Origin of the sequence: Gordonia sp. (in: high G+C Gram-positive bacteria), from assembly GCF_049299075.1 — a bacterium.
GTDB lineage: Bacteria > Actinomycetota > Actinomycetes > Mycobacteriales > Mycobacteriaceae > Gordonia.
Genome location: NZ_JBAQWU010000309.1, coordinates 1 through 7,980, shown reverse-complemented (window position 1 = coordinate 7,980; position 7,980 = coordinate 1). Strand labels below are relative to the sequence as shown.

8 protein-coding genes are annotated in these 7,980 nt (G+C 65.5%); all 8 read left to right on the top strand.

Translation table 11 applies throughout. The features are described from left to right. On the top strand, nucleotides 1–603 hold a 603-nt coding region (gene prcB / locus WAW85_RS09480), incomplete at its 5' end, for a proteasome subunit beta (RefSeq protein ID WP_422559365.1). After that, nucleotides 600–1,346: a proteasome subunit alpha gene (gene prcA / locus WAW85_RS09475; protein WP_422559364.1), complete on the top strand. Its 747-nt coding sequence runs from the start codon at nucleotides 600–602 to the stop codon at nucleotides 1,344–1,346. The genes prcB and prcA, both read left to right, overlap by 4 nt. Nucleotides 1,347–1,351: 5 nt before the next feature. Continuing rightward, nucleotides 1,352–2,710: a Pup--protein ligase gene (gene pafA / locus WAW85_RS09470; RefSeq protein ID WP_422559363.1), complete on the top strand. Its 1,359-nt coding sequence runs from the start codon at nucleotides 1,352–1,354 to the stop codon at nucleotides 2,708–2,710. Nucleotides 2,711–2,726: 16 nt separating this feature from the next. Beyond that, entirely contained in the window at nucleotides 2,727–3,728 is a 1,002-nt protein-coding gene (locus WAW85_RS09465) for a helix-turn-helix transcriptional regulator (protein ID WP_422559362.1), read from the top strand. Next, complete coding sequence (locus WAW85_RS09460; protein WP_422559361.1) at nucleotides 3,725–4,690, top strand: helix-turn-helix transcriptional regulator; 966 nt, start codon at nucleotides 3,725–3,727, stop codon at nucleotides 4,688–4,690. The genes WAW85_RS09465 and WAW85_RS09460 overlap by 4 nt, the downstream gene beginning before the upstream one ends. Nucleotides 4,691–4,740: 50 nt before the next feature. Beyond that, nucleotides 4,741–4,995, top strand: a complete 255-nt coding sequence (tatA, locus tag WAW85_RS09455; protein ID WP_422559360.1) for a Sec-independent protein translocase subunit TatA — start codon at nucleotides 4,741–4,743, stop codon at nucleotides 4,993–4,995. Nucleotides 4,996–5,087: 92 nt separating this feature from the next. After that, a complete protein-coding gene (gene tatC, locus WAW85_RS09450) occupies nucleotides 5,088–6,008 on the top strand; it encodes a twin-arginine translocase subunit TatC (protein WP_422559366.1) in 921 nt (306 codons plus the stop codon). Nucleotides 6,009–6,068: 60 nt separating this feature from the next. Continuing rightward, nucleotides 6,069–7,980 (top strand): DEAD/DEAH box helicase (locus WAW85_RS09445; protein ID WP_422559359.1); only part of this gene is annotated, 1,912 nt, incomplete at its 3' end.

The following is a 7,980-nucleotide window of genomic DNA, read 5'->3' as shown; positions in this document are numbered from 1 at the left end:
ATCGAGAAGGTCTTCGTCACCGACAACTATTCGGCGGCCGGCATCGCCGGCACCGCGGGTATCGCGGTGGAACTGATCACGCTGTTCACCGTCGAACTGGAACACTACGAGAAGATCGAGGGTGTGCCGCTGACCCTCGACGGCAAGGTCTCGCGCCTGGCCGCCATGGTCCGCGGTAACCTTGGCGCCGCACTGCAGGGTCTGTCCGCGCTGCCGCTGCTGGTCGGATACGACGGGGCAGCGGGCACCGCCGCTCCGGGACGAATCTTTTCGTTTGATGTCGCCGGGGCTCGACATGAGGAGCGCGCGGGCTATGCCGCGATCGGCTCGGGTGCGGTGTACGCGCGCTCGTCGCTCAAGAAGTTGTACCGCCCGGACGTCGACGCCGATCAGGCTCTGGCCCTTGCGGTCGAGGCGCTGTACGACGCCGCCGACGATGACTCGGCCACCGGTGGCCCGGACCTGGTGCGCCAGATCTTCCCCACCGCGGTGCGCGTGAATTATGTGGGTGCAGTCGAGATTGCGGAATCAGAGATCTCCGATTCTGCTGAGGCCGTAGTCGCCCGGCGCTCCGCCGAGGCTCTCGAAGGGCGCGCGCGATGACTTTCCCGTACTACGCCAGCGCCGAGCAGATCATGCGCGATCGCTCGGAGCTCGCGCGCAAGGGGATCGCGCGTGGCCGCTCGGTGATCGCGCTGGCCTATGCCGACGGCGTGCTCTTCGTGGCGCACAATCCGTCGAACACGTTGCGTAAGGTCAGCGAGATCTACGACCGGATCGGCTTCGCCGCTGTCGGTAAGTACAACGAGTTTGAGTCGCTGCGGCGCGCCGGAATTCAGCACGCCGACCTGCGCGGCTACAGCTACGACCGGGCCGACGTCACCGGCCTCTCCCTGGCGACCGCCTACGCGACGACGCTCGGCACGGTGTTCACTGAGCAACCGAAGCCGTACGAGGTGGAACTGTGCGTCGCCGAAGTCGCGCAGCCCGGACGCGACGAACCGTCGCAGCTCTACCGGATTGGCTACGACGGGTCGATCTCCGATGAAAGCTCATTCATTGTGATGGGCGGTACCACCGAGCCGATTGTGGCCGCGATGACCGCTCAGTATGAGTCCGATATGCCACTGGCCCGGGCGCTGGCTGTCGCGGTAGCGGCGCTGTTCGCTGGACCGGCCGCGGGGGACACCGCCGATGCTGCTGCGAAGTCAGCTGCCCAGACCGCCGAATCCCAGCGCCTGGCCGCCGATCAGCTGGAGGTGGCGATCCTGGATCGTCGTCGGCCCCGACGTGCCTTCGACCGGCTGGCCACGGCACACGTCGCTGAACTTCTCGAACAGGAGTGATTCCAATGGAACGTCGGATCATGGGGATCGAGACCGAATTCGGGATCACCTGCACCATGGACGGACAACGCAGGCTCGGTCCCGACGAGGTGGCGCGATACCTCTTCCGCCGGGTCGTGGCGTGGGGGCGGTCGTCAAATGTGTTCTTGCCCAACGGATCTCGCCTCTACCTGGATGTCGGATCGCATCCCGAGTATGCGACCGCCGAGTGCGATTCGGTGCTCCAATTGGTGACTCACGACCGTGCGGGTGAACGCATCCTGGAAGACCTGATGATCGACGCCGAGCAGCGGCTGGCCGATGAGGGCATCGGTGGGGACATCTACCTGTTCAAGAACAACACCGATTCGGCGGGCAACTCCTACGGCTGCCACGAGAACTATCTGGTCACGCGCACCGGCGAGTTCGGCCGGGTGTCCGATGTCCTGCTGCCGTTCCTGGTGACCCGCCAATTGATCTGTGGTGCGGGCAAGGTGCTGACTGTGGGCAATGAGTCCAAATACTGCCTGAGCCAGCGTGCCGACCATGTCTGGGAGGGTGTCTCGTCGGCGACGACCCGGTCTCGCCCGATCATCAATACGCGCGATGAGCCGCACGCGGATGCCGAGAAGTACCGCCGCATGCATGTGATCGTCGGCGACTCGAACATGTCCGAGACCACGACCATGCTCAAGGTGGGCTCGGCGCTGCTGGTGCTGGAGATGATCGAGTCGGGCATCAGCTTCCGGGACTTCGCCCTGGACAATGCGATCCGCGCGATCCGCGACATCAGCCACGACCCGACCGGCCGACATCCGGTCAAGCTGGCCGGCGGCAAGACCGCGACCGCGCTCTCGATCCAGCGCGAGTACCACGCCGCTGCCGTAGCGCACCTGAACGGCCGTACCCCCGACGAGGTGATGGACCGTGTCGTCGATCTGTGGGGGCGGACCCTTGACGCCGTCGAGTCCGGCGATTTCCGCAGTGTTGACACCGAGATCGACTGGGTGATCAAGCGGAAGCTGCTGCGGCGCTATCAGGATCGTCACGACCTGGACCTCGGGGCGCCGAAGATTGCGCAGCTGGATCTGGCGTACCACGACATCCGGCGCGGTCGCGGGGTCTTCGACCTGCTGACCCGCAAGGGACTGGCCGCGCGGGTCACCACCGACGAGGAGATCGACGTTGCGGTGAATCTGCCACCGCAGACCACCCGCGCCAAGCTGCGCGGTGAGTTCATCTCCGCGGCCCAAGCCGCCGAGCGGGACTTCACCGTCGACTGGGTGCATCTCAAACTGAACGATCAAGCTCAACGGACCGTGCTGTGCAAAGACCCCTTCCGCAACGTCGACGAGCGCGTCGAACGCCTGATCGCTGCTATGTGACGACTAGGCTGGGCGAGTGGCCCCTGCGAAGACCTCGAAGAGTGAACGACTGCTCAATCTCGTCATCTGTCTGATGTCGGCGAAAACGTACGTCACCGCCGAGTATCTGCGGAAGAACGTCGTCGGCTATTGCGGCACCGAGCAATCCGAGGACACTTTCAAGCGCATGCTCGAGCGCGACAAGAATGAGCTTCGCGCACTGGGTATCCCGGTGGAAACTGGGAGTGCCCCGCTGGGAGGCGACGAGGGGTATCGGATCAAGCCGGAGAACTACGCACTCGGCGAGGTCAACCTGGAAGCCGACGAGGCCGCCGTGGTCGCTGCGGCCGCCGCCATTTGGCACGAGCCGGAAGTTGCCGTTGAATCGCAAACCGCGGTGCTCAAGCTCAAGGCCGCTGGTCTTGACGTCACCCGTCCCGAGGAACTGGGATTCGGTCAGGTTGCTGGCGGGCGTTCGATCGGCGACGAGAAGTCGCTGCGCGCGCTGATCGCGGCTACGACGCAGGGCCGCGCAGTCACCTTCACCCATCGCACGCGGGGGACTGTGGCTGAGCGCACCCTGGAACCGTGGGGGCTGGCCAGCGACGCCGGTCGGCTCTACGTCGTCGGCCACGACCGTGATCGCGGACAGACCCGCACCTTCCGGGTTTCCCGGATTTCCGAGGTCGTGGTGATCGGCGATCCGGGGTCGGTGACCAAGCCCGCTGATGTCGATGTACGCCAGTTGGTCGCTACTGCGGTGAGTCGGCGCACGGCAGGCGAGATGTCGACGGCGCGACTATGGCTGGCCCGCGATCGCGCGCACGACCTGCGTCGCCTCGCCACGACGCTGACCGACGCCGTGTACGCCGGTGAGCCCGGGCACGAAGCCGTCGTGGAGATCGATTTCCGCGCACAATTGGTGCGCTCGATTCTGTCGGCCGGACGCGATGTCGTGGTCCTGGATCCCCCCGATCTGCGGGCCGCGGTGATCGCCGAGCTCGACGCGCTCAGCGCGTCGGTGGGCGGTGGGCGATGACCGCGGCACCCACCCGGTTCTCGCGACTCCTCGCGATGGTCCCGTACTTCCAAGCCCGCCAGGGTATCGAACTGGCTGAGGCTGCTCGCGATCTCGGGGTCAGTGAGCAGCAGTTAACAAAGGATCTGGAACAGCTGTTCGTCTGCGGTCTGCCCGGGCACGTGGGCGGAGACTTGATCGACATCCAGTTCTGGGACGGCTTTGTGAACGTCCAGTTCACCGCGGGGATGGATCATCCGCTCCGCCTCACCGGCACCGAGGCGAATGTCTTGTTGGTGGCGCTGCGCATGCTGCTGGACTCCCAGGGCGCGCTCGACGGCGACGCGATCGCCCGGGCGATGGTGAAGGTGGAGGCGGCAGCCGGCTCGACCCGCGCAATGGTCGTCGATGTCGATTCGGTACCGGCCGAGCATCCGGCGTCGGCGGCGCTGCGCACCGCGGTCGCCGACCGGCGCGCGGTGCGGCTGCGCTACTACACACCCAGCCGCGACGAGGTGACCGAGCGCATCGTCGACCCGATCCGGGTGGAACTCGTTGACGGGCACAGTTATCTGGACGCGTGGTGCCGTGAGTCCGAAGGGCGTCGGCTTTTCCGATTCGACCGGGTGCAGGACGCGCACGTGCTCGATGAACCGTCGCGCCCACCGGAGGAGGTGGCGGCGCAGCCGATCTCCATGCCGACGCACGACGAGACAATGCCGGTGGCGCTGATCGAGGTCGATCCCGACGCACTGTGGGTGATCGAGTACTTCCAGGCCCGGCAGCTCGCCGAGCCGGCGGAGAAGGCCGGTGCCGTCGTTGCCGCCTTGACGTACGCGTCGCCGGAATGGCTCGCCCGCCTGCTGCAGGGTTTCGGTGGCCGTGTCCGGCTGCGCTCGAGCGACACACCAAGCGACAAGGTCCGGGCACTGATCGCGGAGGCTGCGGCGGCGGCCCGGGCGCGCTACGTCGGCGAGAGGTGACCGCCGCCTTCCGGTAGCATGGCTACCAACCGTTACGTGGAGGTTTTGTCATGGGCAACATTGGTGGGGCCGAGATCGCAATCATCGTCGTCGTGTTGGTGTTGCTGTTCGGCGCTAAGAAGCTTCCGGATATGGCGCGCGGCCTGGGACGTTCGATGCGGGTCTTCAAATCTGAGATCAGTGAGATGAAGAACGACGGCAAGGCCGATGCGTCCGCCGCCGATGCGCCGCGGGAGTTGCCGTCTGCCTCGGCCTCGACCGACAGCGCAGTTGCCGCCGAAGTCGACGACAAGAAGTCGGCCTGACACCGCGCACACCTGTCGGCGTGCAGACTCCGTCCTTCATCCGTCGCTTCGATCCGCGGCGACGGCGTAGCAAAATCAACCCCGACGGTTCTATGCCGTTGGCCGAGCACCTGTATGAGCTGCGTTACCGGCTGCTGATCGCGCTTGCGGTGGTCGCGCTGACCACTATTCTCGGCTTCTTCTGGTACAACACCAGGGTTTACGGGATCCCCTCGCTTGGTGACATCCTGACGCGACCGTACTGTGATCTGCCGCCCGAGACCCGCGCCTCGTTCACCGCCGACGGTGAGTGTAAGCTCCTCGCGATCGGCCCGTTCGATCAGTTCATGCTGCGCCTGCAGGTGGCGTTGAGTGCGGGCGTGGTGCTAGCCAGCCCGGTCTGGCTGTACCAGCTCTGGCAGTTCGTCACTCCGGCGCTACACCAGCGTGAACGCCGCTACGGGCGAGCCTTCGCGATTGGCGGGACACTCCTGTTCGTCCTGGGTGCCTTGACCGCCTACTTTGTTGTCTCCCAGGCCTTCGATTTTTTGCTGCGGGTCGGCAACGAGGTGCAGGTGACGGCCCTGACCGGTGACCGATATTTCGGCTTCATGCTGCAGTTGTTGCTGATCTTCGGCGTCAGTTTCGAGCTCCCGCTGCTGGTCGTGACCTTGAATCTGGCCGGTGTGCTCTCGTACCAGCGGCTCAAGTCGTGGCGCCGCGGTGCGATCTTCGGGTTGTTCATCTTCGCGGCGATCGCCACGCCGGGCCAGGACCCGTTCAGCATGCTTGCACTCGGTCTGGGCATGACGATTCTGCTTGAGATTGCCATCCAGATCGCCCGCGTCAACGACAAGCGGCGGGTCAAGCAGCGACCCGACTGGATGAACGTGTCTGACGAGGAGGCTGCGCCGCTGGATGCGGCGGACTCGATGGTCGGTGGCCCGCAGGAGGCACCGGGGCCGCTCGCTGCCGCTGCACCGATCAACGCGCTGCGCCGCCGTGACGCGAGCGCGTACGACGAGGTTCTGTAGGCGGAATTTCCGGCACTGCCGCCCGGTATTAGGTCGCCCGGCGTGACATGCTGGAAGACGATGAGCACTCTGAACGACTTCACGGCCGGTCTCTCGTTTCCGCTCGACAGCTTCCAGCGCGAGGCGTGTGCGGCCCTCGAGGCAGGCGAGCCCAGCAGCGGAAGCGTGCTGGTCTGTGCGCCGACCGGTGCCGGCAAGACCATTGTCGGCGAGTTCGCTGTGTACCTGGCACTAGCCCACGGCACGAAGTGCTTTTATACGACGCCCATCAAGGCACTGAGCAACCAGAAGTACAACGATCTGGTGGCCGTGCACGGCCGCGCCTCCGTCGGACTGCTGACCGGCGACAATGTGATCAATTCGTCGGCACCGGTCGTCGTGATGACGACCGAGGTGCTCCGCAATATGATCTACGCGAATTCGTCGGCGTTGGACTGGCTGTCCCATGTGGTGATGGATGAGGTGCACTTTTTGGCCGACCGCTTCCGTGGCGCGGTGTGGGAAGAGGTGATTCTCGGCCTGGATCCGTCGGTGCACATCGTGTCGTTGTCGGCGACAGTTAGCAATGCCGAGGAGTTCGGCGACTGGATCACCGCCGTCCGCGGCGACACCGAGGTGATCGTCGCCGAGCATCGACCGGTCCCGCTCCACCAGTGGATGTTGGTCGGTGGTCGTCTGTTCGAGCTCTTCGACCGCCGGTCGCCGGTCGGCGGTAAGCGGACGGTAAACCCGGAACTCACCCGCTACATCAAGCAGCGATCGCTGGCCGAGTCCGCCGATCCGGTGCGCAATTATCGCAGCCGAGTAGACCGCAGCCGCGGCCGGTCGCCGACGATGCCGCGCCCGCAGCTGATCCGGCTGCTCGATGATGAGGGTTTGCTGCCCGCCATCTTCTTCATCTTCTCGCGTAAGGGGTGCGAGGACGCTTTTGTCCGGTGCGTGCGTAGCGAGGTGAATCTGCTCGAACCCCAACAGGTGGCGCAAGTCGACGCGATCATTGACCGCCATCTGGTCGACTTATCACCCGGCGACGCCGACGTGCTGGGCGTGGACCAGTGGCGGACCGGGCTGCGTCGCGGTTTCGCCGCGCACCACGCGGGTATGCTGCCGATGTTCCGGCAAGCGGTGGAAGAACTGTTCGTCAACGGCCTCTCCAAAGTGGTCTTCGCGACCGAGACGCTGGCGCTGGGCATCAATATGCCGGCCCGATCGGTCGTCCTCGAACGACTGGTCAAATACAACGGCGAGGCGCACGTTGACCTGACGCCGGGGGAGTACACGCAACTCACTGGTCGGGCCGGACGGCGCGGTATCGACACCGAGGGCAACGCCGTCGTGGTTTGGACACCGGAGGTTCAGCCCGATCGGGTGGCCGGGCTTGCGGGCGCGCGCACCTTCCCACTGCGCAGCTCGTTCTCGCCGGAATACAACATGGTCCTCAACCTGATCCACCGGCTCGGGGTGCAGGGTTCGCGTCACCTACTCCGTCGATCGTTCGCGCAGTTCCAGACCGACCGCACCCTGGTCGGCCAGGCCCGACAGCTCGATCAAGCCCGCCGCACACTGCGCGGCGTGGACACCGAGTTGATGGCTGCCGCCGAAAAGGCGGGCATCGACCCGGGTTTCCGCCTCGACGACACCGACGAGACGATCGATCCGTACGCAGGTTTCGTCGGCTATCTGACGCTGCGTGAGGACTTGCGCCGTGCCGAGCGGGACGAGCGCTTCACTCAGCGGACACAGAGCGAGAACGCCGTCGCCGAAGGACTCGGCGCCCTTACGCGCGGGCAGGTGATCGCGGTGAGTTCGCGTAAGCATCGGGGTCTGGCCGTCGTGATCCTGCCCGCCGAGCAACGGCAGGATCCGCGACCGCTGGTACTGCTGGAGGACGGATACACCACGCGGGTGGGGACCGATGACTTTGTGAACCCGCCGGAGGTACTGGGGAATCTGCGGCTGGCGCGGGACGCTG

What these genes read in the sequence shown, in the direction of transcription:
- tatA (WP_422559360.1), top strand. Translation starts at nt 4,741, where the DNA reads ATGGGCAACATTGGTGGGGCCGAGATCGCAATCATCGTCGTCGTGTTG.
- pafA (WP_422559363.1), top strand. Translation starts at nt 1,352, where the DNA reads ATGGAACGTCGGATCATGGGGATCGAGACCGAATTCGGGATCACCTGC.
- prcA (WP_422559364.1), top strand. Translation starts at nt 600, where the DNA reads ATGACTTTCCCGTACTACGCCAGCGCCGAGCAGATCATGCGCGATCGC.
- WAW85_RS09460 (WP_422559361.1), top strand. Translation starts at nt 3,725, where the DNA reads ATGACCGCGGCACCCACCCGGTTCTCGCGACTCCTCGCGATGGTCCCG.
- tatC (WP_422559366.1), top strand. Translation starts at nt 5,088, where the DNA reads ATGCCGTTGGCCGAGCACCTGTATGAGCTGCGTTACCGGCTGCTGATC.